Raw genomic sequence first — 26,189 nt, forward strand, 5'->3', positions numbered from 1 at the left:
GCTCCCTGCTACTCGCTGGCGGCGAGCCTCGCCGCAAACTCCTCGTACGGCACGGCGTAGTGCGTGGCGGCGTCGCGCGCCTGTGCGTAGCGGTTGACCTCCACCGGCTTCGTGATGAGTTCCACACTGACGAGGTCGTCGGCGTCGTCGAAGTTGAGCCGGGCCACCAGACGGGAGTCGAACAGCCAGAAGTCCTCGTCGGGAAGCTGGAGGCGCTCGGCCTCGGGCCGCCAGATCTGCCGAATGTCCTCACCGACGGAGCTGTTCCGCCGGGCGTTGTCGAGCAGGTAGAGCTGCCCCGGGGTCGGCGGGTTGTCAACGACGCGGACGCGCTCGAACCGCTTGCCGAGGGCGGTCTGTTCGCGGCGCTCGGCACACCACTCGGGGTCCCTGCCCTCCCAGTCGACGGACTCGCCCCGGAGGAACTGCGTGTAGGTGTCGGTGACTTCGTCTGAGGCGTACCGGCGCCGGGTCTCCAGCCTCCACGCCGTGTGCTGGAACTGGGTGAACAGCCGGTCGAATTCATCCAGGCCGATGATGTCCGGCACGCGTACGACCTCCTTGGGGCCGAAGTCGACCAGTAGTTCGCGGGGGACGACGATGGGCACCTCGCCGTCACCGAGGTGCCGCAGGCGGGCGATGTCGTCGGGGTCGGTGAGCGCCGGTCCGTGAATGATCACTTCACCGGTGTCGAGGTCTTCGTGCACGGCCGGGCAGCCGTTCACGCCGCTGCCTGTGCCGTTGAAGCGCAGCCGTCGCGCCATGATCAGTTCCTTTCGCCGGGTACTGACGCCTTCATGATCACCGTGCCCGGGGGTGGGCGGTACGGGTTCGCTGGGTCCTCGTGGATATAAACGGCTATAGACAGTCCCTACCCGAGAATAATCAGGTATAGGCGCTAGCCCTCTCAACTGGCCCACCAGAACGCTGAGTTCATGGTCACAGCACAGCAAGAGCCCGGCACCTCGGATGTCACAGCGGCGGTCGAAACTCTGCGGGAAGCACTGACGTCGGCGGGGATCGTCCTGCCGTCCCTGGGAGCAGACGCAGCGTCGCCCGCCCTGAACCTCATCACCCTCGGCCGGGTGCGGGCAGACGTCGCCCTCCGGCTGGCCGACGTGATCCAGCGGGGGTGTGCATGAACACGTACGCGCCGGAGCCCGGCGAGCTGGTGTACGACGAAGCCACGCGCAAGGTCGGCCGAGTGATGGGGAACGAGGGGCCGTACTGGCAACTGAGGCCGGTCGGCGGCGGGTTGGAGTGGGATGCACACGGCCCCCTGCGGCCCGCTACGGCGGCGGAGGGGCTGTCGGCAGGCGTGGCCCTGGCGAACGCCCGCAGCCGGGGTGAGACACCGTGAGCGCGCCTGCTGTGGACACGTCGGCCATGTCCGCAGAGTGCGCGGTCGCCCAGCAACCCGGCTATGAGGACCTGCACGACCAGTGCAGGCAGACCCAGGACATCCCCCTGCCCCACGGCGGCGGCCTGCTACTCCAACGGCGTTGCGGATGCACCTGCCACAGGCCCGAGTAGTCCCCAACAGCACGGAGCCCGGCCGGTGATGACGCCCGGCCGGGCTTCGTTGCGTGCGGCGTAGCCCTCAACTTCATTGCCGGCTGACCAAGTTGACGGGGCCCCGCGCGATCCGGGGCCCCTCCGTTGTCAGCAGCGACTGTCACAATCTCGTGCATGAGTGATGAGCTGCCGTCGCCTGACATGTCCCGTGCCCTCGACACACCAGAGAACGCCCCGCTGGTGAGTGAGTGGCTGCTCGGCACGAGCGCTGTGCTCGCGTATCACCTCGGGAAGACCGACGTCGCCCGGATGATCGCCGATGCGTCGTCGGTGGAGGTTCGGCTCTGGAACACCGAGTACAACGAGGAGGGTTACCGGATCGTGCTCGTGGTGGAGCCGGGCCTGTACCCGATGTATGACGACGATGCCATGGAGGGCATCGTCGAGGTGATGCGCGAGGTGCTGTGGGGGTCGGCAAAGCAGGTCGACACCCTCGTCGCCCGGCCATCGATCCCTCGGCTCGGCCCGGACTGGCGCAGGCAGATCAAGACCGCCGACGGCCCCAAGCCGAGCAACCAGGGGCGCAAGGTGCAGCTCGAACCGAGCCACCCGGTTGAGGACCAGCTCCGCTTCACCAACGAGTGGGAGCTGGACGTGTACCGGGTGCTCCGGGAACGGCAGGAGTCCCTGCCGGACGACGAGACGATCGGGATCGTGCCTCTGGGTGGCATGCGGGTGAGGGGCTGGACGTTCGAGCCCGACCTGCTGATCACGTATCGCGGGTACGCCGGAGTGATCGAGATCGACGGGCCCCACCACAAAGGCCACGCCGGGCGGGACCACAGCCGAAGTCGTCTGCTCCTGAACGCAGGGGTGAGGTACGTCGACCGCCTGAACGTCGAGGAAGTCAGCAGCCGGGCCGAGGTCGAGAAGTTCGTGGACAGCTTCCTGACCCGGCTCACGCGGTAGACAGCACGAAGCCCGGCCGGGCAGCTTCACCGGCCGGGCTTCGTCGCGTGTGCGTGGTGGATCAGCCCTCGGAATACCAGCGGATGCGGTCCCGGACGTCCGTGGACACACTGTCGGCGACACGGCACACCCGAGGCTGGCCGAGCGGCCCAGCCGGAGCGAAGATGATCGACGCGACAGCACGCTGCGCGGTCACGTCCAGGGCGGCCCAGCGCTGCGCCGCACCGGGACCGGTCTCGAACACGTCGGACAGCGGGTCGGGTGCGATGAGGTCCGCCTCCTTGCGCTCCAGGACAGCGATGTCCGTCTCGTACTCCTCCAGGTCGTTGGTCCGCTGGATGCGGGCCCGTGCGGTCTTGGGTGCCGGGGCGGCTTCCAGTTCTTCCAACTCGCCACGTAGCCTCGCCAGTTCGGCGCGCACGCTCGACACCTCCGAGTCGTCGCCGGACTCGGCCAGCGCCTCGGCCACGTCCTGCCGGGACAGGTAGGTCAGCAGTTCGCCAGGCTGCTCGGCGGTGCCGATCAGGTAGGCGTCGGTCTGCGCCTTGTCGGCGGTGAAGCAGTCGCGGTCGTAGCACCTGTAGACCAGGCGGCCGTCGTACGCCTTCCCGCCGGGGCGCAGCGACACCTTGCCGCCGCAGGTGGCGCATCGGAGCACGCCGGTGAGCACGTGCTTGATCTGCGTGCCGGTGTGGGTCTTGCGGCTCGGGTCGGCGAGGACACGCTGTACGGCGTCCCACAGCTCGCGCTCGATGAGCGGCTTCCAGTTGCCGGGCGTCTCGCTGTCGCCGTGCACGCGGATGCCGACGTACGCCTTGCGCTTCAGCGTCTGTGCCAGGTTCTGGCGGGTGAGCACCACGCCCTTCTCGCGGCTGCGGATGCCCCGCTTCTCCCAGTCGACGGCCACGGCGCGGATCGACTCGCGCTTGCGACCGTTCCACCCGGCCACCCGCTCAAACAGCTCGACCACCAGCGGGCCCTCGGCCGGGTGCGGCTCCTGAGACACGGGGCGGGGGCGACCGTCGCTCAGCTCATACGTGCGGCAGTAGCCGAAGGGGATCTTGCCGTGGGGGCGACCGTCGCCGACTGCGGAGTTCACACCTCGCAGCGTACGGGCCGACAGGAGCCGGGCCTCTTTCTCCGCGTCGTTGATGCCGGAGATCAGGGAGTGCCGGTCCTGGTAGTTGGCCGGGTTGTAGGTGCGCTCGTGGCTGGTGATGTGGATCAGGTAGCCGCCCGTCTCGCAGGCGTCCACCAGGGCCACGCCCCGGCCGGTCTCACGGGCGAGCCTGGACACCTCCCACAGCACCAGCACGTCACCCGGCTCGCCGAACGCGCCGGACGTCAGGTCGGCCAGCAGCTTCTCGAAGTCGTCGCGGACCTTGGTCGCGAACTTGGAGGCCGAGCCGGTGTCCTTGTACGGCTCGCCCCACGTCCACGGGCCGTGGTCGGCCTCGGCCGCCAGGTTGTCGGTGTGCTGGTCGGTGATGCTGCGCGCGGTCTTGCCCTTGCCCTTGCTGACCCGCAGGTACTCACGCGCTGTCCGGGTCCCCACCACTGTTGCCATGGCCCGCCCCTCACTACGCCGTTAGGGTTTTCGTATGTCGCCTTCGAGGTCCGCTTCCAACTCCACCGTAAGTGTAATTTTGACCGTGGACGACGACCCGGGAGTTTCCCGTGCCGTCGCCCGTGACCTGCGGCGACGCTACGGCGAGTCGTACCGGATCGTGCGCGCGGAGTCCGGCGAGTCCGCGCTGGACGCGCTGCGCGAGCTGAAACTGCGGGGCGATCTCGTGGCCGTGATCCTGGCCGACTACCGCATGCCGCAGATGAACGGCATCGAGTTCCTGGAGCAGGCCCTCGATGTCTATCCCGGCGCGCGTCGCGTGCTGCTGACCGCTTACGCGGACACGGACGCGGCGATCGACGCGATCAACGTCGTGGACCTCGACCACTATCTGCTGAAGCCCTGGGATCCGCCGGAGGAGAAGCTCTACCCGGTCCTGGACGACCTCCTGGAGGCCTGGCGGCACAGCGACTACCGGCCCGTGCCCGCCACGAAGGTGGTCGGGCACCGCTGGTCGGCGCGCTCCTCGGACGTGCGGGAGTTCCTGGCCCGCAACCAGGTGCCGTACCGCTGGTACTCGGCGGACACCCCGGAGGGGCTGCGGCTGCTGTCGGCCGCCGGGCAGGACGGGCAGCGGCTGCCGCTCGTCATCACCGCCGAGGGGAACGTGCTGGTCGAGCCGGAGGCGACCGAACTGGCCGCCGAGGTCGGGCTCGCGACCACGCCCACGGCCGACTTCTACGACCTCGTCGTCATCGGCGGTGGTCCGGCCGGGCTCGGCGCGGCCGTCTACGGGGCCTCGGAGGGGCTGCGGACGGTTCTCGTGGAGCGGTCGGCGACCGGTGGGCAGGCCGGGCAGAGTTCGCGGATCGAGAACTACCTCGGGTTCCCCGACGGCGTGTCCGGGGCTCAACTCACCGACAGGGCACGGCGGCAGGCCGGAAAGTTCGGCGCCGAGATCCTGACCGCCCGCGAGGTCACGGGACTTGAGGTCAACGGCTCCGCACGCGTCGTACGGTTCGCGGACGGCTCGGCGGTCGCCGCGCACGCCGTGATCCTGGCGACCGGTGTGTCGTACCGACAGCTGGAGGCGCCCGGCATGCCCGATCTGACGGGCTGCGGGGTCTACTACGGCTCCGCGCTGACCGAGGCGACCTCCTGCCAGGGGCACGACGTGTACATCGTCGGCGGCGCCAACTCAGCGGGGCAGGCGGCGATGTACCTGTCCCGGGGCGCCAAGTCGGTGACGCTGCTGGTGCGCGGGCCCTCGCTGACCGCGTCGATGTCGTACTACCTGATCCAGCAGATCAACGAGGCGGAGAACATCGCGGTCCGCACCGGCACGGTCGTCGAGGCCGCGCACGGCTCCGACCACCTGGAGCAGCTCACGCTGCGGGACACCGCGAGCGGGAACACCGAACTCGTCGACGCACAGTGGATGTTCGTGTTCATCGGCGCGGCCCCGCTGACCGACTGGCTGGACGGGTCGGTGCTGCGGGACGAGCGCGGGTTCATCCTGTCCGGGCCCGACCTCACACCGGACGGAAAGCCGCCCGCGAGCTGGGAGTTGGACCGGCCGCCGTACCACCTGGAGACCAACATTCCCGGCGTGTTCGTGGCGGGCGACGCGCGCGCCGAGTCCGCGAAACGTGTCGCGTCCGCCGTCGGAGAGGGAGCAATGGCCGTGATGCTCGTCCACCGCTACCTGGAGCAGTCATGAGCGGGAAAGTGCTGCCGTGCAGCCCGCAGGAGATCGGCACCCTGTTCCTGTTCGAGAAGCTGACGCCGGAGCAACTCGGCAGGCTGTGCTGCGACGGGCAGGTGGAGCAGTTCGAGGCCGGGCCCGTCTACACCGAAGGTGATCCCGCCACCTGCTTCTACGTGATGATCGAGGGCACCGTGGTGCTCTCGCGCCGCGTCGGCGAGGACGACGTGGAGGTCGCACGCACCTCGCAACGCGGGGTGTACACGGGCGCGATGCAGGCCTACATCGGGGACCGGGTGCAGCAGGTGTACCTCAACTCGATGCGGGTGACGGAGACGACGCGGTTCTTCGTGCTGCCCGCCGAGACGTTCGCGGCCATCATGAGCGAGTGGTTCCCGATGGCGGTCCATCTGCTGGAGGGGCTCTTCTTCGGCCAGAAGAGCAGCCAGTTGGCGATCAGCCAGCGTGAACGGCTGCTGGCGCTGGGCTCGTTGTCCGCCGGGCTGACCCACGAACTCAACAACCCCGCCGCCGCTGCCGTCCGTGCCACCTCGACGCTGCGGGAGCGGGTGGCGAAGATGCGGCACAAGCTTCGTGTCATCTCCTCCGGCCCGTACTCGCGGGAGGACCTCGCCAACCTCATCGACATCCAGGAGCGCACGGCCGAACGGGTCGCCAAGGCACAGACGTTGAGCCCGCTGGAGGCCTCGGACCGCGAGGACCAGCTCACGGACTGGCTCGACGACCACGGTGTCACGGAGTCCTGGCAGATCGCGCCGACCTTCGTGCAGGCCGGTCTCGACGTCGAGTGGCTCGACCAGGTCGCGGCGGCCGTGGACGAGGAGATCCTGCCGGGGGCGATCGGCTGGCTCAACTACACGGTCGAGACAGAGCTGTTGATGACGGAGATCGAGGACTCCACGACCCGTATCTCCAACCTGGTCGGCGCCGCGAAGCAGTACTCGCAGCTGGACCGCGCACCCTACCAGGTCGCCGATGTGCACGAACTCCTCGACAGCACGCTGCTGATGCTCGGCGCGAAGATCGGCGACCGGATCAAGGTCGTGAAGGACTACGACCGTACGCTCCCGAAGATCCCGGCCTATCCGGCCGAGCTCAACCAGGTGTGGACGAACCTGATCGACAACGCGGTCTCGGCCGTCAACAGCACCGGCGGGGAAGGCACGTTGACGGTGCGCACGGCGCTGGTGCGCGACCAGCTCATGGTGGAGTTCCGGGACACGGGGCCCGGTGTGCCGCAGGAGATCCGCAGCCGTATCTTCGATCCGTTCTTCACCACCAAGCCGGTGGGCGAGGGCACGGGACTCGGTCTGGACATCTCCTGGCGGATCGTCGTCAACAAGCACCACGGCACCCTCCAGGTGGAGTCGGTGCCGGGCGACACCCGCTTCCAGGTCCTGCTCCCCCTCACCGCTACCGACAACGAGACGCCCGAGGAGTCCGCATGAACGACATCACCGGAATCGACCCCAGTGTCCCGCCGAGCGGCGCCGGGTGCGTGGAGTGCGACGCCGCCGACGGCTGGTGGTTCCATCTCCGGCGGTGTGCGCAGTGCGGTCACATCGGCTGTTGCGACGACTCCCCCGCCAAGCACGCCACGGCCCACTACCAGTCCACTGGACACCCGTTCATCCAGAGCTACGAGCCGGGCGAGGACTGGTTCTGGAACTTCAGCACCTCCGAGCTGTACGACTCCGGTCCCGAGCTCGCCGCCCCGGTGAGCCACCCGAAGGACCAGCCGGTGCCGGGTCCCGCGGGACGCGTTCCGGCGAACTGGGCCGAGACACTGCGCTGAACCGGCGTGCCGGGCGGGAGGCGTCTCCCGCCCGGTGGCCAGGTGCGTTGTCAGTGGCGCGTGCCAGGATGGGGGCGTGTCGCAATCCGTAGCAGCAGCGCCGCTCATCGGCCGGGACGAGGAACTCACCCGCCTCGCCGGTGTGCTGGAGCGTGCCCGCGGGGGTACGGCCGGGGCCGTGCTGATCGCCGGGGACGCGGGCGTCGGCAAGACACGAGTCCTGGACGAGGTGGCCGCGCGGGCGGCGGGCGCGGGCATGACCGTGCTCACCGGGCACTGCGTCGACCTCGGTGACGTAGGTCTGCCGTATCTCCCCTTCACCGAGATCCTCGGTGTGCTCGCCGACGACGAACGCTTCGCGGGCGCGCTGGCCGCGCATCCGGCGGTCGACCGGCTGCTCGGCGCCGGCACGGATGCGGCACGGGACGCGGGCGGGCGGCTGCGGCTCTTCGAGGGCATCGCCGGACTCCTCGCCGACCTCTCCGACATCGCTCCCCTGCTCCTGGTCCTGGAGGACCTGCACTGGGCCGACCAGTCCTCCCGCGACCTCCTCCGCTTCCTGCTCAGCCGAGGCATCCTCCAGCGTCCGGCGGGCGGAGCGCCGACCCACCGCCTCGCGGTGTTCGCGTCGTACCGCGCGGACGACCTCCACCGCCGCCATCCCCTACGGCCTCTGCTGGCCGAGCTGGTCCGGCTGCCCGCCGTGGAGCGCCTGGAGCTGCGGCCCATGGGGGACGCGGAGGTCGCCCGGCTGGTGCGCGCGCTGCGCACGGGTCCGGTGCCGGACGGCACGGTCCGCCGGATCGTCGAGCGCGCCGAGGGAAACGCCTTCTACGCCGAGGAGTTGCTCGCGGCGAGCGACATGGATGCGGGCGGTGTGCCGAGCGGGCTGGCCGACGTCCTGCTGATCCGTTTCGAGCAACTCTCCGACACCGCCCAGCAGGTACTGCGCACCGCCGCCGTCGCCGGACGCCGCGTCGAGTACGACCTGCTGCATGACGCGGTCCAACTCCCGGAGGACGAGCTGGAGTCGGCACTGCGCGAGGCCGTCGAGCGACAGCTCCTCGTGCCCGGGCACGGCGACACGTACTCGTTCCGGCACGCCCTCGCCCGCGAGGCGGTGTACGCCGATCTGCTTCCCGGTGAGCGCTCCCGGCTGCACGGCGGGTTCGCCCGCCTCCTCGCCGGGCGCGGGCACCCGGCCGAGAGCGCGGCGGAGCGCGCCCACCACTACCGCGAGAGCCACGACCTGGCCGAGGCGCTGTCCGCGTCGCTGGAGGCCGCCGACCACGCCCAGCGCGTCGGCGCACCCGCCGAGGAGCTACGGCATCTGGAGACCGTCCTCGACCTGTGGACGTCGGTGGACCCGGCCGCCCGGCCCGCCGGTGAGGGCACCGACAGCGTGACCCTCACCCTGCGCGCGTCGGCGGCAGCCGCCCACGCCGGGGACGCGCACCGCGCGGTCTCCCTCACCCGGTCCGCACTCGCCGGCATCGGCCAGGACACGGACTCCGAGCTGGCCGCCCGGGTCCGCTACACGCTGGCCGGCAATCTCATGGGCGTCGACAGCCTCACGGCCGCGTTCGCGTACAGCAGCGAGGCCCTGGCGATGATCCCCGCCGAACCACCCTCGCGGACCTGGGTGTGGGCGGCGGCCACGCATGTGCTGGCGGCGCGTCAGGTCGGCGAGGACGAGATCGCGCTACGGGTCGCCCGCCAGGCCCTGCGCACCGCCGAGGAACTTCAACTGACCGACGCCCGGGCCGATCTGCTGATCTCGCTGGCCACTCTCGAAAAGGGCGGCCGGCGCACCCGGGAGGGCCGGGAGCGGCTCGCGGAGGCACGCGAGCTGGCCCGGCGGGCCGGGCACGCGCCCGTGGAGATGCGCGCCCTGTTCCACCTCGCCATCGGCAGTTTCGAGTCCGGGGAGCTGGCGGAGTCCCTGCCCTGGCTCACCGAGGGGCTGGACCGGGCCCGTCGCGCCGGGTTGCTGTCGTCGCCGTATCCGCTGGAGATGCGCTATCTCCAACTCCTGGTGCTGTACACGCTGGGCCGCTGGGACGAGTGTCTGGAGGCCGTCGCGAGCGACGCGGTGTCGCTGCCGCACGCGGGCGGTTTCACGAGGGGGCCCGCGCTGTATGTGGCGCTGGCGCGCGGCGACTTGGGGGCGGTGGAGCGGGCCCGTGCCCTGCTGGACGGGCCGTTCGACTGGATGGCCGCGATGGTGGCGGGCATCGTGCTGACCGACGCCGGTTCCTTCCAGGGCGATCCGGAGGCGGCCGTGGAGCGGGTGCGTGCCTCGGTCGCCGCGCTCACCGATGATTCCGGCCGCCGTCCCGACCTCACCGTCCGGCTCGCCGCCCTCGCCCTCGCCGCGGTCGCCGACAGGGCCGTCGCACTGCGGCTGACCGGCGACGAGGCGGGGGTGCGCCGTTGGACGGACACCGCGACGGAACTCGTCGAGCTGGCCCGGTCGGTGGCGGACAAGGGCGGCGACGGCCGGTCACAGGGGCCGGAAGGCCTCGCTTGGCTGGCCCGCGCCGAGGCCGAGTGGATACGCGCGGCCACGGGACCGGACGCGGCGGCCTGGGAGAAGGTGGTGGCCGCGTTCGACTACGGCGATGTCTACGAACTGGCGCGCTGCCGATTCCGGCTCGCCGAGGCCCTGTTGGCGGCCGACCGCCGTGACGAGGCGGCCGCCCAGGCCCGTGCGGCACGGGAGACGGCCGTCCGGCTCGGTGCCGCGCCCCTGCTCGCGCAGGTGGACACGCTCGTGCGCCGTGGCCGCCTGGGCGACCCGGCGCAGGACGCCGGGGACCGCCCCTCGCCGTTGACGGCCCGCGAGCAGGACGTGCTGCGGCTGCTCGCGCTCGGCCGCAGCAACCGCCAGATCGGCGAGGAGCTGTTCATCACCGGCAAGACGGCGAGCGTCCACGTCTCCAACATCCTCGCGAAGCTGGGCGCCGCGAGCCGCACGGAGGCGGTGGCGGTGGCCTACCGCCAGGGGCTGATCACCCCGGAGGCCACGGCGTCCGGCTGAGGTTCACTTCGCGCAGTCGAGGCTCTTGAGGTCGACGGCGTCGGCCATGGCCGCCATCCCCTTGTCGTTGGGGTGAATGTGGTCTCCGCTGTCGAAGAAGGGGAGCATCCTCTCCTGGTCGTAGGGGCTGCGGAGAATGTGGTCGAAGTCGGTGACCGCGTCCAACTCCCCGCTGCTCCTGATGAATTGGTTGACCTCCTGGCGTACCGCCTCGCCCGCCGCGTCCCATTCGGGCCATCCCTCGAACGGGCCGACCGTGGCGCCGACGACACACTTCCCGGCCGCGTGGGCCCGGTCGATGATCTGGCGGTAGCCGGCGATCAGGTCCTGGGCGGTGACGCCGGAGTGGGCCTTGATGTCGTTGACGCCTTCGAAGAGGAACACGGTGCGGACGCCGGGCTGGGAGAGCACATCGCGTTGCAGCCGGTTGAGGGCGCTCTGCCCGGCGCCGTCCGCGAGGACCTTGTTGCCGGAGATCCCTTCGTTGGCGACTCCTTTGACGGCCGTGTCGGAGCGCTGGAGGCGTCGGGCCAGGTAGTCGGGCCAGCGCCGGTTGAGGTCGCTCGTGGAGTCCCAGCCGTCCGTGATGGAGTCCCCGAGTGCGACCACGGCTCCGGTTCCCGCGCTCGGCCGTACGGAGACGGCGTCGAGGTAGTACCAGGAACCGGTGGTGTCCGTCCAGGCGGTGGCGCCCTCCTCGCCGGTGTGGTCGCCCTGGGTGGCGTACGACGTCTGCATGGCCATGCCGTGACCGGTCGCCGGGCCCGCCGCGTCCGGGGTGTGGATGCTGACCACCAGGTTGCTGGCGGCGGGCAGCCTGCCGGACAGCGGGTCGCTGTAGGCGACCGCGCCGGCGGGGATCGTGACCGACCCCGCGCCGCCGAAGGTCAGCCGCCGGTTGGAGCCGGGCACGAGCGCGGCGCCCGTCTGTTGCACACCGGCGTAGACGTCGTCGAAGGTCAGCGGCCGGTCGCCGAAGGCGTTGGAGAGCCGGATCCGCAGATCGCCGCCGGCGACGCTGGTGTGCACGATCAGCCGGTAGCTGCGGTCGGCGACTCCGTCACCCAGGTGGTCGGCGCTCGCGCCCCAGGTGATGACGTCCTTCTGGGCGATGACGTCCTTCTGGTCGTTCACGGACTTCACCTGCGTCTGTGCGTGCGCGGGTGCGGCCTGGACGGCGGCAACGAGCAGGAGGAGAGCCGCCGTACGGCGCAGTCGTGCCCGTCGGGCCGTCATCCGGCGAAGTCCCTCAGCGTGACGGACGCGCCCGGCGTCAGACGCACCGTCCGGGAGGTGTCGCCGAAGGCGACCGTCGTGGTCCGGCCGCTGATGCTGCGGATCTTCACCTCGGTCGGCTTCCCGTCCCGCCAGTGGAGGTCGACGACGAAGCCGCCGCGCGCGCCGACCCCCTTGACGGAGCCGGACGCGGCCCAGGCGTCGGGGAGGGCGGGGAGGAGTTCCAGGTGGCCCGGGCGGGAGTAGAGCAGCATCTCGATCATCGCGGCGGGGGTGCCGAAGTTGGCCTCGATCTGGAAGATGCCGCGGCCCTCCTCGACCTGGTAGATGTCGAAGAGGTTCGGTGCGCTGCCGTTGGTGCCGTTGGTGGACGGGCGGAGGTTCTTGATGACCAGCTGGTAGGCGTTGTCGGCGTTCTTGAGCCGGGACCAGCACAGGCTGCGCCAGGCGTTGGCCCAGCCGAAGCTGTCCATGCCGCGGGCCGTGAGCAGGGCGGTGGCGCCGTCGACGATGTCCTTCGGGGTGGAGCCGTCGGGGCGGATGCGGTCGCCGGGGAAGAGTCCGATGAGCGGGGACAGGTGCCGGTGCGTGGTCTCCCCGAGGTTGTCCGGGGACATCCACTCCTCCAGCCAGCCCGTCTTGGGGCTGACCACCGGCAGGTACAGCTTCTTGCGGAGTCCCGCGATCGTGCCCGCGTAACCGGTGTCCTTCTTCAACTCGGCAGCCGCGACGCAGTAGTTGCCGAACAGCGCCCACACCAGTTCCTGGGCGTAGGTGATGCCCTTCGCGTCGAGCGGGCCCTGCTCGGGCGACCAGTCGCTGTCGGCGATGAGCACCTCCTTCGAGCTGCCGGGCAGGGTGGTGGTGAGCAGCCGCGCCTCCCAGAACTCGACGGCTCCCTTGAGCAGCGGGTAGATCTTCGCGAGGTGGGCGCGCGAGCCCGTGAACTCGTAGTGCTCCCAGAGGGTGTTGCTCAGCCAGGCGCTACCGGCCGGGTGCCACCACCAACCCCCGCCGCCGTAGGGGTTGGTGGAGATGGCGACGGTCCAACCGGCGTTCTTGCCACTGGAGTTGCGGTAGCGGTTGCGCGAGTCGTTGAAGAGTCTGCGGGTGAGGTCGGTCCAGTCCGGGAGCTGGGCGACACAGTAGTCGGTGAACGCGTCGAAGCACTGGGAGAGTCCGGCGCGATCGGCCATCCAGTAGTTCATCTGGATGTTGATGTCGGTGTGGTAGTCGCCCATCCAGTCGGGGTCATTGCCGTCGAGCCAGTTCCCCTGCAGGCCCATCGGCAGACTCCCGCGGGAGCCGGCGATCATCAGGTAGCGGCCGAACTGGAGGTAGGAGGCTTCGAGTTCGGGGTCGGGCTCGCCGTCCGTGGCGCGGGCCTGGATGCGTTCCCAGGTGTCCAGGGCGCGCTGGTCGTCGGACGAGGTGCCGAGCGCAACGTCCAACTGCCCGAACAGCGCGCCGTGGTCGGCGACATGGGTGTGCAGCAGGGTGTCCGCCGTGTACTTGGCGGCGGCAGCGACCTTGGCGCGGGCCAGCTTCAACGGGTCGAGGGAAGTGTCGCGGTAGCGGGCGGCGGCGTCGGGCGCGTAGTTGGTGCCGCCGCTGAGCACGACGGTGACGTCCTTGCAGCCGGAGAAGGCGACGCGCGTGCCGTTCACCGTGACGCTGCCGCCGCTGCCGTACGCCGTGACGGCCGCGCCGTAGCGCAGACCGTTGCCCAGCGTGCCGCCGAACGAGCGGGCGTCATCTGCCGGTTCGCCGTGCGTGCCCGCCAGGTCGACGGTGCCGGTGTAGCGTCCGCCGCCGTTCTGGGTGAAGTGCAGGACGATCACGTCGTCGGGACGGCTGGCGAACAGCTGCCGCTGGTACGTGACTCCGGAGCGCACGTACGAGGTGGTCGCCAGGCCCTGTTCGAGGTCGAGGGTGCGGCGGTAGCCGGAGACCGCGCCCAGGTCGTGGTCGGGGATGTCGACGGTGAGCCGGGCGAGCAGGGTGAGGGAGCCGAAGTCGTCGCGGCCGTAGGGGAATTGGCCGTCCGAGTCGAGGGTGTCGTTGAGGCCACCGGTCCACATGGTGGCGTCGGTGACGAGCAGGACCTCGTGGCCGGGGTCGTTGCTGGCGAGGGCGCCGAGCCGGCCGTTGCCGACGGGGAGGCCCTGTTCGATCATCGACTTGCCGTCGGCGGGGGCCTGCCACCACAGGGTGTTGCGTGAAGTACCGCTGGCGTACGAGGTGTTGGTGGGCCGCTGTGGTGCGGCGGAGGCGGTGAAGGCGGGCAGGCCGACGAGGGCGCCGGTGGCCGCGGCGAGGGCGAGCAGGTTGCGTCTGGGCAGGTCGAACGGTGCACTGGACATGGCGGTCTCCGAAAAGGTCGGCTCAGGAGGAGGAGGTGGGCACGTCGATCCGGTCGATGTCCGGCGCGTAGCCCGAACCGCTGTCGAAGGTGATCGTGTTGGCGCCCGCCTTCAGGGTCACCGGCACGCTGACCGTCCCGACGGTCCCCCAGTCGCCGGTGGACGGGAACTTGTGGCTGGTGGCGCCGTTGCCGTTCGCGGAGATGCTCGCCGAGCGGGAGTCACCGCTGACGTAGGCGATCTTCACCTGGTAGGTGCCGGCCTTGGCGGCGACGACGTTGTTGATGGTGAGCTTGCCGCCGACGTAGAGGTTGCCGACCTTGTGGCCGCCGGAGCAGGCCGAGCAGTCGGCGACGGAGGCGTTGCCGGAGAGGGTGTTGCCGGTGGCCTCGGCCTCGTAGGCGGTCGTGGTGACGGCGCTGCCGTGCGGGGTGACGGTGAAGAGGCGGGAGCCGTGGGCCGGCAGGGCCTGGGTCACCTTGTTGGTGTAGGTGCCGAGGTCCGCGTGGTTCCAGAGGTCACGGACGGCGGCCTTGCCGGTGAAGCCGAGGGTCGTCCAGTTCGCGGAGACGGCGGCGGGAGAGTCGGCCAGGTTGAACAGGGCGACGGTGTATGTCCCGTTGGGGTTCTTCGCGGCCCACACCTGCTGGGCGTCGGACGGGGTGACCGGGCGGGCGGGCGGTGCGTCGCTCTGGTCCACGCCGATGACCTCGCGGTTGGTCAGCAGGGAGACGCCGTAGTCGTCGAGCTTGGTGAGGTCGTCACCGGTGAAGAGCGGGGACTTGGCCACGGCCCAGAGAGTGGCGTAGCTCTGGCGTTCCGCCTTGGTCAGGCCGTCCATCGCGCCGTTGCCGACGTCCAGGGAGTCGAGGTCGTTCCAGCCGCCGGGGCCCGCCTTGTCGGTCCAGGCGGGGGTGTCGTCCCAGCGGTCGTCGACCGAGTTCTCCCAGGTGACAAGGGTGTTGCAGTAGCACTCGACGTCGGTGTCGATGCGCCAGCCGTTGGAGTACTTCTGCCAGTCGGCGGCGTGTCCGTAGTCCAGGGACCAGGAGACTTCCAGGTGGATGGGGCGTCCGGTGGCGGTGATGGCCTTGTTCCAGGCGGCCACATCGGCAACGTTGTCGTATTGGTCGCCGCTCTTTCCGGAGCCGGGACCGACACCGTCGAGCTTGAGGAAGTCGTAGCCCCAGCCGGCGATCAACTGGGCCTGGGAGTCGATGTACTTCTGGGCGCAGGGCTTGGAGAAGTCGATCTTGTACGCGCTGTCCCAGCCGTTGGTGGTGCGCAGGTCGCTGTAGACGATGTCGGCGGTGGTGCAGCCGTCGGCGTTCCAGATGGGCGTCCTGCCGTCGCCGTAGGCGCCCTTCTCCAGGCCGGCGGGCAGGTAGATGCCGGCCTTGAGGCCCTTGGAGTGGATGCGGTCGGCGACGGCCTTCATGCCGCTGGGGAAGCGGACCGGGTCGGCCTTCTGGCGTCCGTACTGGTCGTATCCGGTCTTCCAGGTCTTGTCCATCCACCAGCCGGCGTCGATGTTGACGTGGTCGTAGCCGTACTTCTTCAGCTTGGTGGCGAGCGCGTCGGTCTGCTTGTCGACGTTCGCCTCGGTGAGGTAGCTGTAGTCGCCGTCCGGGTTGAGACCGGGGTACTTGGACGACTGCATGCTCCAACTCGACCAGCCCATATAGGGCTTGGCGGCGACGGCCGTGGACGTGTCCGCGGTGGGAGTGGCCGCGTGTGCGGTGGGGAGGTGGGTGGCGAAGCCGGCGGTGAGGGCCAGGACCACCATGGCTCTCAGGGCGCGGACAGGCGTGAGGGAGTACATCGTCGGGCTCCTCGTGCGGGTTAGGAGTGTGGCGGGGGTCGAGTGCGGTCGGGCGGGCTAGTCGGCGGCTCGGATGAAGGACTGGATCGCGGTGGCGGCGGCCCCGCGCGCCCATTCGTCGAAGGGCAGGGGGCGGGTCTGTACGTCGCAGCGGGCGGCGGAGCCGAAGGCGGCGGCGGCGAAGGAGTCGCGGATCTGCTCGGCGAACAGGTCGTAGGCGGCCAGGCCTTCGCCGGAGATGATCACGCGTTCGGGGCCGAACAGGTTGACCACGGTCGCGATGCCCCGGCCGATGGCCTCACCGGCCCGCGCGTACACCTCGCGGGCTCCGGCGTCGCCCCGGTGGGCTAGGGCAACGGCCTCGGAGGTGTCGGCGACCTGAACCCCCGTCACCTCCCGGACGCGGGCGACGATCGCGGCGTCCCCGGCGATCGCCTCGACGCAGCCGCGGTTGCCGCAGTGGCACAGGGGTCCGGCGGGATCGACGACCACGTGCCCGATCTCACCGGCCACCCCGTGGGCGCCGGCGACGACCTGGCCGTGCACGACCAGTCCGCAGCCGATGCCCGCGCCGACGGTCACCACGGCGAAGTCCGTGAGCCCCGCGCCGGCGCCGAACCACTGCTCGGCGACGGTCAGCGCGCGCACGTCGTTGTCGACGGTGACCGGCAACCCCGTGGTCATGGCGGCCAGTTCGGCGAGCGGTACGTCCCGCCACTCCAGGAACGGCGAGTAGCGGACGACGCCTTCACCGCGGTCCACGTCCCCGGAGACGGCGAGGCCAAGGCCGAGCACCCGAATCCCCAAGTCGTCCGCCACTGTGCGGAGTTCCTGGGCCAGGTCCGCGATCGACGCCAGCACCGCCTTGGGGTCGTGGTCGGTCAGCGGCACATGGCGGGCGACGCGGATGCGGCAGCACAGGTCGGCGAGGACGCCGATGATCTCGTCGCCGGTCACCTTGACCCCGATGAACAACGCGCGCCCGCCGTCGACCCGTACGAGGTTCGCGGGCCGCCCGAGGGCCGGGGGCGCGTCCTGGTCGGCGCCCTCCGCCAGGTATCCGGCCTCCATCAGCGGCCGGACCGCCTTGGTCACGGCTGCCGCCGACAGCCCTGCCCGGCGGGCCACCTCAAGACGGGTGAGGGGGCCGTGGGACAGCACGGTCGTGAAGACCTGTGAGACGGCCGGCGTGTGGGCCGGGAACGTCTCGGTACGGGGGATCGAGCGCATGGCGGGAACCTAGATCCCTTCTTTTCCGTCGTCAATAAAAGAAGCAGGATTTGTCGAACACAAGTTGTGGGTCGCCTGAGCGGAGTTGATGTCTGCCGAGGCCTCGTTGTCAGTGCCGGGCGGCACAATCGCCGTATGACGACGATCGATTGGTCCGGGCTGACCCACGCCTACGGCAGCGCCGAGAACATTCCGGGCCTGTTCGCGCGGCTCGGCGGCGCCGAGGACGACGCCGTGTGGCAGGAGCTGTGGGGTTCGCTGTGCCACCAGGGGTCGGTGTACGACGCGAGTTGGGCGGCGATGCCCGTGCTCGTCGACATCGCACTGGGCCGGGCGCCGGGCGGGGCGATACAGGCGGTCACGATGGCCGGGCTGATCACCACGGACCCGGACGAGGAGTGCCGTGCGCGGTACGCGCGCGAGATCGGCCAACTGCTCGATGTGGCACGGGTGTTGCGCGCCGACCCCACGCAGGACGCGCACACCTTCGTCTACCTGCAGATGGCCGTGCTCGCCTTCGAGGACGGCGGGGTGTGGGCCGAGGCACTGGAGGGCGTGAACAGCGAGGAGTACGACCTCGAATGCCCCGAGTGCGAGGACGGCCTGTTCGTCGCGTTCGGCTCCTACGGCGTCTTCACCTCGGCGGGCGACTATGTGACGGGCGCGGGCAAGGAGAACGTGGAGGGCCGGACGGAGCTCGTGCCGGCCACGCCCGACCGGCTCGACGGCATGGGTGCGCGACTGCACGGCGAGGCGGTCGCGTTCGGGCAGACGGAGGTCGCGACGGCGTTGACGTACGTGTTCGGGAAGGCGAGTTGCCCTTCCTGCGAGGCCGTGTTCACCGTGTCCGAGGAGGTCGAGAAGCAGTGGATCTGAGACCGGGCGTCCGGGTGCCCCGCTCGTGGCAGGGCACCCGGAGGTTCATCAGCGCCCGGCGGCAGGGGTGTTGGCGACCGTGACGTTCACGGCGGCCCAGGCCTGGTCGACGGTCTGGTACGCCGTGCTGCTCGCGCCGTAGAGGTCCGCCGCCGCCTTCAGCGTCGCGGTGCGCGCGTCGTGGAAGTCGGTGGTGGACACCATGTAGCGGGTGAGCGCGCGGTAGAAGATCGCGGTGGCCTTGGCGCGTCCGATGCCGGTGACCGTGGACCCGTCGTAGGTGGGCGAGTCGTAGGCGAAGCCGCCGACGGTCTTGCGGCCGCTGCCCTCCGCGAGGAGGTAGTAGGCGTGCGAGGAGACACCGGAACCGGCGTGCACCTCGGCGTCGAACGTCTGGGGTGACCAGTAGTCGATCGTGCCTTCGAGCTTGTCGAGGGAGGGGTGGTCGAGTCGGCGCAGGAACTTCTGGGCGAGGCCGAGCTTCTCGCCGATCAGGTAGTTCGGCGGGTTCTTCGCGTTGTTGGCGCTGAACTCGACGTTGGAGCCGAAGATGTCCGCGAGCGACTCGTTCAGGGAGCCCGCCTCGCCGTACTGGTTGCCGTCCGCGTCGACGCGGGTCGGCTCCAGCTTCGCGGTGGCGTCCACGACGCCGTGGGTGAGTTCGTGGCCGGTGACGTCGAGGACCACAAGGGGCTTCTTGAACATGTCGCCGTCGCCGTCGCCGTAGAGCATGCAGTCGCAGGTCGAGTCCCAGAAGGCGTTGGCCACCTTGTCGCCGAAGTGGACCATGCCGCGGGCGGCCTTGCCGTTGTTCTCGATGCCCTTGCGGCCGAAGGTCTTCTTGTAGAAGTCCAGGGTCTGGGTGATGCCGTACTGGGCGTCGACGGCGGCGCTGTCGCGGTGGGAGACGGCGCCGTTGCCCCACTTGTTGTCGGTGGTGGTGAACTTCTTGCCCTGCGCGAAGTTCTCCAGTTCCTGCCCCTTGGCGTCGCGGGTCTCGGTGCCCCAGCGGGTCGGGTCCTTGAGGAGGTAACTGGTGCGTGCCGTGCGGGTGGTGGTCAGCGGCACCTTGCCGAGGAAGAGGGAGGCGCCGGTGCCCACGGCGGTGACCGGGTAGTGGACCGCGCGCTTCACGGCGGCGATCCCGGTGAGCGCCGTGGTCTGGGCGGCGGTGCCGGTGGCGGGGTCCAGGGTCTCGCCGCGCTCGCGGAGGGTGTCGATCAGCTTGGGCGAGAGGAACTCGTCGCTGTTGGGGGTGTTGCTGCGGACCTTGCCGGTGACGGCGTCGATGACGACCGTGCGGGTGCCGGCGGCCTCGGCGGTGGTGCTGTCGCTGACGGGCACCTGGTAGGCGAGGGCGGCGTCCCCGTCCCGGGCGTCGACGACGAGTTCGGCGGTGCCCGCGTCGCCCTTGGCGACCGTGGCGGCCTTCGCCTCGGCCTGAGCGGCCGTCAGCCTGGCCTGCGTGGTGGCGGGCCTGACGCCCTGGTCGGCCGCCCGGGTGACGCCGGTGTAGGCCAGCCGGTGGGAGAGGTGGACGACGAGGTCGCCGCCGAGGACCGGCATGCCCTGGTGCGTGCGTATGAATCGCACATGGCGCGCGCCCTCTGGGTCGATCATCACGTCCTGGGCCCGGAGTTCGTCGCTCTGGGTGACACCCGTCGCGGACGCGTGGGCGAAGGCCGCGGCGCGCGCGGCCGTGACCACCGATGCTGCGGTGGTGCCGGTGGCCGCCACCGCGTGGTCCGTCTCCGCGGCCGGTCCCGCGAAGGCTGTTCCGGCCAGCCCCGTGGCGGCCGTCGTCACGGCGACGGCGACGGCCAGGCTGCGTATGTGGGGTCTACGCATGGATGAGGGCTCCTCGTTTCGAGACGGCCGGGATCACCAACCGCCTTGAGACCGGGCACGGTTGAACGTGCCCAGGGGGCTGGTCGGGCCCCGAGACGAAACCCTTATGGATCGGTCATGCGCATGTAAACCCGAAATGATCGTTTTTCGTGGCTTTCATGGCAATACTTTGCGAATCCGCATCGCTCAGTGATCAGCGAGTGACCAACTGTGCGTCAGCTGTGGAGATGTGACGGGCTGCGAGAAGGTTGCCTCGCGCGACTGTGACGGATCTCGCATACACAGAAACGGGAGAGGGAACCGCATGGTCTCAAGAACGGTGCGCAGGGCCACGGCGTCGGCGGCGGCGCTGCTGACGCTCGCGGCGGTACCGGCGCATGCCGCGACCCACGGGTCGGACACCACGAGGAACAGCGGCACAGCCGCGCTTCCGGCCCCCGACATGGCGGGTCTCCGTGCCGTGCTGCGCACGCTCACGACGCAGGGCGCGCCCGGGGCCATCGCCCGGATCGACGACCACGGAACCGTCAGTACGGCGGCCGTCGGCATCGACGACCGCACGACACGCCGGGCCATCGGCAACGCCGACCGTTTCCGCATCGGCAGCATCACCAAGTCGTTCTCCGCCGTCGTCCTGCTCCAACTTGTCGACGCGCACAAGGTGGACCTGGACACCTCGGTCGACCACTACCTGCCGGGCCTGCTGCCGGACAGGCGGATCACCGTGCGGCACGTACTGAGCCATCGCAGCGGTCTGTACGACTACACGAACACCATGTTCGCCGGCTCGGTCTCCGGTTTCGAGGCCGTACGCAACAAGGTCTTCACCTACCGGCAGTTGGTGCAGCTGTCGCTGCGGCACGCGCGCACCAACGCGCCGGGCGCCGCCTACTCGTACTCGAACACCAACTTCGTCGTGGCCGGGATGCTCATCGAGAAGCTGACGGGCCACTCCGTGGGGACCGAGTACCGCGACCGCATCGTCAGGCCGCTCAAGCTGCGCGACACCCTCTACGTCCACCCGGCCACGAAGATCCCTGGCCGCCACGCCCACGGCTACCTCACCCCGGACCGGGCGGGCGCGAAGCTGATCGACGCGACCGACCAGACAGTGTCCTGGGCGCAGAGCGCCGGGGCGGTCATCTCCACCACCCGCGACCTGAACACCTTCTTCTCCGCGCTGCTCCGCGGCAGGCTCACCTCCGCCGCCCAGCTCGCACAGATGCAGCGGTGGACTCCGGTCAACAGCACGACGCGCTACGGCCTCGGGCTGCGGCGCCGCGATCTGTCCTGCGGCATCTCCGTGTACGGGCACACGGGCGCGGTCCAGGGTTTCTACACCTACTCCTTCACCTCGAAGGACGGCCGCCGCAGCCTCACCGCGCTGGCCAACACCTCCAACAACGGGGCGGTGCTGAACGCGATGGCGGGCACCCTGGAGTCGGCGTTCTGCGGCAAGCGGACGAAGGCGATCCCGGCCCGGGACTGAGTGCGTGCGGCGCTGGGGACCGGGCGGACGCACTCACCGGTCCCCACCGCGTGCTGCGGGAACCCTCCCGCCCCGGCGGGACGTTGAGTGGGCGACGGACTCCCCAGGACTCCCCACCGGGTACGAACAGCAAGGGCGGTGCCATGAACGAGCTGGTGCCGGGCGGTAATCTGCCCCTCCCCGGCGGCGCCCTGACCCTGCGGGTGCCCGGTCCCTTCGACGTGTCGGCGCTGGTCACCGACGAGAGCGGCAAGGTCGGCGGCGACGTGGACTTCGTGTTCTACAACCAGCCGACGGCGCCCGGAGTGCGTCTCCGGGGCGACACCCTGACCGTCGACCCGGCCCGCCTGCGCACCGGCGCGGCCCGGGTCACCGTTGCCATCAGCCCCGCCGATCCCGGCACCCCGTTGGGCCGGCTGCCCGCGCCCACCCTGCACGTCACCGACGCGGGAGGCCGGCCGCTCGCCCGCTTCACCCCATCCCGCCCCGAGCGGGAGACCGTGCTGCTCCTCGCCGAGCTCTACCGACGCGGCACCGGCTGGAAGCTGCGCGCACTGGGGCAGGGCTACGCCGACGGACTCGCCGGTGTCGCGCGGGACTTCGGCGTGGACATCGTCGAGGACGCGAGTCCCGCTCCCGCACGAGGGACGGCAGGGGCGAGCTCCACCGGGCCGGGCGGCCCGACCGCCAGGGGCTCGTCACGGGCAGCGGCTTCCGCCCCAGCACGACCGACACCGGGCACCTCTCCCCGCCCCACGGCCGGCCCGCCCCCACACCGCCCCGGCACCGGCCCGCGCCCCTCGGCCGCACCCGACCCGCACCGACCGGCGTCCGTCCCCGCACCCCGGTCGGAGTCTCCCACCGGCCCGCGCCCCGGCGCTCCCGGCTCCCCGGCACCCGACCCCACCGGCTTCCTCGCGCTGGTCAACTCGGCCCGCGCCAAGGCCGGTTCGCCACCCGTCTCCCTCGACGCCCGGCTCGCCGCCGCCGCGCAGGCGCACGTCGCCGACATGGCCGCCGCCGGACACCTCAGCACCGAGAGCCGCGACGGCACCTCCGTGTACCAGCGCGTGATCCATGCCGGATACGCCTATCTCACCGTCGGCGAACACCTGGTCTCCGGCCCACGCTCCCCCGCCGAGTTCGTCGCCTACTGCCTCCGCACCGAACAGGCCCGCCACACACTGCTCGAACGGGTCTTCACCCACGCGGGCCTCGCCCAGGCCGTCGACCCCCGCTCCGGCGACATCTACTGGACCGCGCTGTGGGCGAGGCCGCTGACCGCAGGCAACCTGGCCGGGACGGCGGACAAGGTCGTCGAGTTGACCAACAGGGAGCGGGCCGGGGCCGGACTGCCTCCCCTGGCCGTCGATCCGCTGCTCGCCGCCGCCGCGCAGGCGCACAGCACGGACATGGTGGCCCGCGCCTTCTACTCGCACACCTCCCCCGACGGCTCCCAGCCCTGGGACCGGGCCGCCGCCGCGGGCTCGCGCAGGCGCACGATCGGCGAGAACACCGCCTGCGGTCAGCGCTCCCCCGCCGAGGTCGTGGAGGGCTGGATGAACAGCCCCGGCCATCGCGCCAACATCCTCAAGCCGGACTTCACCCACATAGGCATCGGCTTCGCGGGCGGCGGACAGATGGGGACGTACTGGACGCAACTCTTCGGCGCCTGACCGCTCAGGACGGTCAACCCCCACCACGATCTTGGCGGAATGAGATCTTCCGGGTCAGGATGCCCGCATGAAGGGTGATCTGTTTTCCAGTGAGCACATGGTGCAGCCGGCCACCGCGCCGGGCATGACCGTCGAGAATGCCAAGTGCATCAGGTACGCGGTCAACGGCGAGATGCTCGCCCGCCAGGGGGCGATGATCGCCTACCGCGGCAACCTCCAGTTCGAGCGCAAGGGCCAGGGCGTGGGCGGCATGCTCAAGCGCGCGGTCACCGGTGAGGGCCTGCCGCTGATGGCGGTGCGCGGTCAGGGCGAGGCGTGGTTCGCGCACGAGGCGCAGAACTGTTTCGTGGTCGAGATCGACCCCGGCGACGAGTTCACCGTCAACGGCCGCAACGTGCTGTGTTTCGACGCCTCGCTGTCGTACGCGATCAAGACGGTGAAGGGCTCCGGCATCGCGGGCGGCGGTCTCTTCAACAGCGTCTTCACCGGGCAGGGCAAGCTGGGCCTGGTCTGCGAGGGCAACCCGCTGGTCATACCGGTCTCGCCGCAGTACCCGGTGTTCGTCGACACGGACGCGGTGGTCGGCTGGTCGGCCAACCTCCAGACCTCGCTGCACCGCTCGCAGTCCATCGGCTCGATGCTGCGCGGCGGCTCCGGCGAAGCCGTCCAACTCATGCTTCAGGGCGAGGGGTTCGTCGTCGTACGGCCCAGCGAGGTGACCCCGCAGAAGGTGCAGCAGCACTGAGGTCCCGGCAAGTGATCTGCGCCTCACAGGCAACCTCGCCGTCCGCGTCGACGTCTTGATCCACAACAACTGACGATGCCCTGGCCCCCACGGCCAGGGCTGATTTTCGACGCACTATACCTTCCATGTATACACACAGTGTCTACACGGAAGGTATAGGGACAGAAAGGCATCCATGTACGGCAAGGCATCTGCCCCGGAATACCAGGGCGCCCTCACCACCCTGTCCGTGAACTCCTCGCTCGTCGACGTACTGGCCGCCGGCACCGAGCAGTTGGAGGCGGCCGAGCGGTCCGGGCAGCGAGGCGAGGCGGCTCGTTCGGGACTCGCGGTCGCCGAGGCGCACCGGAGGCTCGGGCAGGTGCGGCAGGCGGACCAGGCGTGGAAGGCCAGCTACCGCGCGGCCCGGGAGGCCGGGGACACCGCCGCGATGGCCTGGGCGCTGTGGAGCGGCGGCACCCTGGCCCGGCAGCGCGGCGCGTTCCCGCTGGCCTGGCGGCTGCTGGGGCTCGCAGCCGAACTCGGCGAGCGCGGCGACGACATCGTCGTCCGCGGCTACTCACTGGCCGGCCTCGCGGAGACCGGCCGTATCCAGGGCGACTACGAGGCCGTCGCCCGGCTGCACGAACAGCTGCTGGCCGAGGCCCGCAAGCGCGGCGAGGCCCGGCACACCGTGTGGGCGCTGGAGGGCATCGCACAGATCCATCGCAACACCGGTTCCTACGACACCGCGTACGCGATGTTCGAGGAGGCGGCCGAGATCGCGGCGGGCGCCGACGACCGGCGCGGGCACGCCTGGGCGCTGCGCGGACTCGCCGACATCGTCTCCGTGCGCGACCAGGACACCGAGCGGGCGCTCGGTCTGCTCTCCGAGGCGGAGGAGACCTGCCGCGCGATGAACCTGTCCAGCGCGCTCGCCTACAACCACAAGATGCGCGGCAACGTCCTTTACCGCGCCGGGCGTTACCCGGAGGCGCGAGACCTCTACGAGCAGGCGCTCGCCGAGTTCCACGCGATGAGCGAGCCGCGCGGCGAGGCGCTCTCCCGGCTCGGCCTGGCCAAGTCCCTGGCCCGGCTCGGCCGCGACCGCAGCGAGACGGCGACCGAACTGGCCGATCTCGCAAAGACGTTGGAGCGGATAGGCCTGCGGCACGCGCGGGAGATGGTGGCCCGGGCGCACGACGAGCTGGGCATCACGACGGAGGTCGGGCGATGACGGCGCTCCCCTCGGCCGTAGCGGCCCCGACCGCTCCCCAAGTCCTCGACCGCTGCCGGGCGTTGGTACGCCCCGCGCTGGTGAAGTCCGTGGAACGGCTGCATCCGTGGATGGGCGAGATGGCCGCGTACTCCTTCGGCTGGTGCGAGGTGGGCGGTGCGCCCGTGGCCGCGCCGGGCGGCAAGGGCGTACGGCAGGCCCTCGCCGTGCTCGGGGCCGAGGCGGCCGGTGCGCCCGGGCGGGCCGGAGTCGCCGCGGCCGTCGCGGTGGAGCTGGTGCACACCTTCTCGCTGCTGCACGACGACATCATGGACGGCGACTCGACCCGGCGCCGCCGCCCCACGGTGTGGAAGGCGTACGGCACGGGACCGGCGGTTCTCGCGGGCGACGCCCTGTTCGCGCTGGCCGTCGAGACGCTCGCCGAGACCCCCGGCGGAGCGGGCGGGGTGCGCCTGCTGTCCTCGGCACTCGGCGACCTGGTGCACGGGCAGGCGGACGACCTGCTGTTCGCGGCGCGTCCCTGGACGGGACCCGAGCGGGTGCGGCTCCACGAGTACCGGGCGATGGCCGAGGGGAAGACGGGTGCGCTGCTGGGCTGCGCGGCCGCACTGGGTGCCGTGCTCGGCGGAGCGCCGCCGCCGACGGTCACCGCGCTCGACCGTGCCGGACGGCATCTGGGAATCGCCTTCCAGCTGGTCGACGACGTGCTGGGGATCTGGGGCGACCCGGCGGTGACCGGCAAACCCGTGCACGGCGATCTGCGGGAGCGCAAGAAGACCTTCCCGGTGCTGGCCGCGCTCTCCTCCCCCGGCCCCGGCGCCCGGCACCTCGCCACCGTTCTGGAGTCGGACGCGGAACCCGCCGTGGCGGCGGAGCTGATCGAGGACGCCGGTGGCCGTACGGCGGCGCTGGACGAGGCTCGTCGGCACACGGCCGCCGTGGAGACGGCTCTCGCCGCTGTTCCCCTGGAGGCGGGCCCCGCGAACGACCTCCGGTCACTGCTGGACTTCCTGGTGCGCCGTGATCTCTGAAACGTGTTGACCTGCACGTCGTTTCCGAGTCAGGGTCGAAGCGGC

At 70.6% G+C, this 26,189-nt stretch carries 20 protein-coding genes; 13 read left to right on the forward strand and 7 right to left on the reverse strand.

Going from position 1 to position 26,189, the window contains the following annotated elements:
- Positions 1–8 precede the first annotated feature (8 nt).
- Positions 9–764: a DUF6879 family protein gene (locus AB0I69_RS24545; protein WP_363097804.1), complete on the reverse strand. Its 756-nt coding sequence runs from the start codon at positions 762–764 to the stop codon at positions 9–11.
- A gap of 171 nt (positions 765–935) precedes the next feature.
- Between AB0I69_RS24545 and AB0I69_RS24550 the strand changes: the two genes are divergently transcribed.
- The 3 genes from AB0I69_RS24550 to AB0I69_RS24560 all read left to right on the forward strand — a co-directional run bounded on the left by AB0I69_RS24550 (position 936) and on the right by AB0I69_RS24560 (position 2,484).
- Entirely contained in the window at positions 936–1,142 is a 207-nt protein-coding gene (locus tag AB0I69_RS24550; RefSeq protein ID WP_363097805.1) for a hypothetical protein, read from the forward strand.
- Positions 1,139–1,360 carry a hypothetical protein gene (locus tag AB0I69_RS24555; protein WP_363097806.1) on the forward strand — a complete coding sequence of 74 codons (222 nt, stop codon included), beginning with the start codon at positions 1,139–1,141 and terminating at the stop codon, positions 1,358–1,360. Before AB0I69_RS24550 ends, AB0I69_RS24555 begins: the two co-directional genes overlap by 4 nt.
- Before the next feature lie 329 nt (positions 1,361–1,689).
- Positions 1,690–2,484 (forward strand): hypothetical protein, encoded by a 795-nt coding sequence (locus AB0I69_RS24560; RefSeq protein WP_363097807.1) that lies wholly within the window; start codon positions 1,690–1,692, stop codon positions 2,482–2,484.
- 61 nt (positions 2,485–2,545) lie between these two features.
- On the opposite strand, the gene AB0I69_RS24565 is transcribed toward AB0I69_RS24560, so the two are convergent.
- Positions 2,546–4,051: a recombinase family protein gene (locus AB0I69_RS24565; RefSeq protein ID WP_363097808.1), complete on the reverse strand. Its 1,506-nt coding sequence runs from the start codon at positions 4,049–4,051 to the stop codon at positions 2,546–2,548.
- A gap of 34 nt (positions 4,052–4,085) precedes the next feature.
- Between AB0I69_RS24565 and AB0I69_RS24570 the strand changes: the two genes are divergently transcribed.
- The 4 genes from AB0I69_RS24570 to AB0I69_RS24585 all read left to right on the forward strand — a co-directional run bounded on the left by AB0I69_RS24570 (position 4,086) and on the right by AB0I69_RS24585 (position 10,612).
- Positions 4,086–5,771, forward strand: coding sequence for an FAD-dependent oxidoreductase (locus AB0I69_RS24570; RefSeq protein ID WP_363097809.1), 1,686 nt, complete (start codon positions 4,086–4,088; stop codon positions 5,769–5,771).
- The gene (locus tag AB0I69_RS24575; protein ID WP_363097810.1) at positions 5,768–7,225 is read left to right on the forward strand and encodes an ATP-binding protein; all 1,458 of its coding nucleotides are present in this window, start codon (positions 5,768–5,770) and stop codon (positions 7,223–7,225) included. The genes AB0I69_RS24570 and AB0I69_RS24575 overlap by 4 nt, the downstream gene beginning before the upstream one ends.
- On the forward strand, positions 7,222–7,572 hold the full coding sequence (locus AB0I69_RS24580) for a UBP-type zinc finger domain-containing protein (protein WP_363097811.1): 351 nt from the start codon (positions 7,222–7,224) through the stop codon (positions 7,570–7,572). Before AB0I69_RS24575 ends, AB0I69_RS24580 begins: the two co-directional genes overlap by 4 nt.
- Before the next feature lie 76 nt (positions 7,573–7,648).
- Positions 7,649–10,612 (forward strand): AAA family ATPase, encoded by a 2,964-nt coding sequence (locus tag AB0I69_RS24585; protein ID WP_363097812.1) that lies wholly within the window; start codon positions 7,649–7,651, stop codon positions 10,610–10,612.
- Between the two features lie 3 nt (positions 10,613–10,615).
- Here the strand turns inward: AB0I69_RS24585 and AB0I69_RS24590 are convergent, their stop codons facing one another.
- Genes AB0I69_RS24590 through AB0I69_RS24605 form a run of 4 tightly spaced genes read right to left on the reverse strand, consistent with a single transcriptional unit; the run spans position 10,616 to position 17,263 of the window.
- Complete coding sequence (locus tag AB0I69_RS24590; protein WP_363097813.1) at positions 10,616–11,848, reverse strand: SGNH/GDSL hydrolase family protein; 1,233 nt, start codon at positions 11,846–11,848, stop codon at positions 10,616–10,618.
- Positions 11,845–14,211 (reverse strand): glycoside hydrolase N-terminal domain-containing protein, encoded by a 2,367-nt coding sequence (locus AB0I69_RS24595; RefSeq protein ID WP_363097814.1) that lies wholly within the window; start codon positions 14,209–14,211, stop codon positions 11,845–11,847. Before AB0I69_RS24595 ends, AB0I69_RS24590 begins: the two co-directional genes overlap by 4 nt.
- Before the next feature lie 22 nt (positions 14,212–14,233).
- Positions 14,234–16,033, reverse strand: coding sequence for a CBM35 domain-containing protein (locus AB0I69_RS24600; protein ID WP_363097815.1), 1,800 nt, complete (start codon positions 16,031–16,033; stop codon positions 14,234–14,236).
- 57 nt (positions 16,034–16,090) lie between these two features.
- Positions 16,091–17,263: an ROK family transcriptional regulator gene (locus tag AB0I69_RS24605; protein WP_363097816.1), complete on the reverse strand. Its 1,173-nt coding sequence runs from the start codon at positions 17,261–17,263 to the stop codon at positions 16,091–16,093.
- Between the two features lie 135 nt (positions 17,264–17,398).
- Between AB0I69_RS24605 and AB0I69_RS24610 the strand changes: the two genes are divergently transcribed.
- A complete protein-coding gene (locus AB0I69_RS24610) occupies positions 17,399–18,139 on the forward strand; it encodes a hypothetical protein (RefSeq protein WP_363097817.1) in 741 nt (246 codons plus the stop codon).
- Between the two features lie 48 nt (positions 18,140–18,187).
- Here the strand turns inward: AB0I69_RS24610 and AB0I69_RS24615 are convergent, their stop codons facing one another.
- Complete coding sequence (locus tag AB0I69_RS24615) at positions 18,188–19,987, reverse strand: M4 family metallopeptidase (RefSeq protein ID WP_363097818.1); 1,800 nt, start codon at positions 19,985–19,987, stop codon at positions 18,188–18,190.
- A 304-nt stretch (positions 19,988–20,291) separates the two neighbouring features.
- Here AB0I69_RS24615 and AB0I69_RS24620 point away from each other — a divergent pair, with 304 nt between their 5' ends.
- The 5 genes from AB0I69_RS24620 (at position 20,292) to AB0I69_RS24640 (ending at position 26,144) form a co-directional block, all read left to right on the forward strand.
- Positions 20,292–21,476, forward strand: coding sequence for a serine hydrolase domain-containing protein (locus tag AB0I69_RS24620; protein ID WP_363097819.1), 1,185 nt, complete (start codon positions 20,292–20,294; stop codon positions 21,474–21,476).
- Between the two features lie 143 nt (positions 21,477–21,619).
- The gene (locus AB0I69_RS24625; protein ID WP_363097820.1) at positions 21,620–23,152 is read left to right on the forward strand and encodes a CAP domain-containing protein; all 1,533 of its coding nucleotides are present in this window, start codon (positions 21,620–21,622) and stop codon (positions 23,150–23,152) included.
- Between the two features lie 67 nt (positions 23,153–23,219).
- Positions 23,220–23,897: an AIM24 family protein gene (locus tag AB0I69_RS24630; RefSeq protein ID WP_363097821.1), complete on the forward strand. Its 678-nt coding sequence runs from the start codon at positions 23,220–23,222 to the stop codon at positions 23,895–23,897.
- Positions 23,898–24,072: 175 nt separating this feature from the next.
- Complete coding sequence (locus AB0I69_RS24635; RefSeq protein ID WP_363097822.1) at positions 24,073–25,113, forward strand: tetratricopeptide repeat protein; 1,041 nt, start codon at positions 24,073–24,075, stop codon at positions 25,111–25,113.
- Positions 25,110–26,144, forward strand: a complete 1,035-nt coding sequence (locus AB0I69_RS24640; RefSeq protein WP_363097823.1) for a polyprenyl synthetase family protein — start codon at positions 25,110–25,112, stop codon at positions 26,142–26,144. The genes AB0I69_RS24635 and AB0I69_RS24640 overlap by 4 nt, the downstream gene beginning before the upstream one ends.
- The last annotated feature ends 45 nt before the right edge of the window (positions 26,145–26,189 follow it).

The sequence above is a fragment of the Streptomyces sp. NPDC050508 genome, assembly GCF_040655155.1.
Classification (GTDB): domain Bacteria; phylum Actinomycetota; class Actinomycetes; order Streptomycetales; family Streptomycetaceae; genus Streptomyces.